The sequence below is a fragment of the Bacillus sp. V3B genome (assembly GCF_024494465.1).
Classification (GTDB): domain Bacteria; phylum Bacillota; class Bacilli; order Bacillales; family Cytobacillaceae; genus Bacillus_BD.
In genome coordinates, this window is sequence record NZ_JAETXM010000093.1 from 1 (window position 1) to 440 (window position 440).

The window sequence follows — 440 nt, forward strand, 5'->3', positions numbered from 1 at the left end:
AGAAATGGGATTAAAGATAAGGCAACAATAATAATGGCGAATGAAGGGCCAATTGCTGCAATAGCTCCCGTTTTCAGTGCACTGTTTACTTCGTCATTTGTCATACCAATTTCCTTACTTGTTTTCTTAGCTAACAGAATAAATTTTATAGCTTGAAAAATAACCACACCTAAAATAAGTACAGAAACGGTCCAAACTAGCGGACTACTAGCAAGCCTCATTGCTTCTTCCATTGTCTTCACTCCCTTAATTCCTTTCTGTTTGTGCTTTGACCCTTAAATGCTCCTTCAGAAACAGCCATAAAAACACCCTCCATTTAGACAATCTCTTTATTTGGGTCCTGCATGCTCGGGCTGTTCAAGTAATCAAACACAAGTGAAATAAACATTTTTCCGATCTGAAGAATACTAAGTTCATCGACATCAAATTTGGGATGATGA

At 37.5% G+C, this 440-nt stretch carries 1 protein-coding gene; it reads right to left on the bottom strand.

The window, feature by feature from the left end; all coding sequences use genetic code 11:
• Nucleotides 1-233, bottom strand: a 233-nt coding sequence (locus JMM81_RS22735; protein ID WP_256243829.1) for a DUF5058 family protein, incomplete at its 3' end; no start/stop codon positions are given.
• Between the last annotated feature and the right edge of the window lie 207 nt (nucleotides 234-440).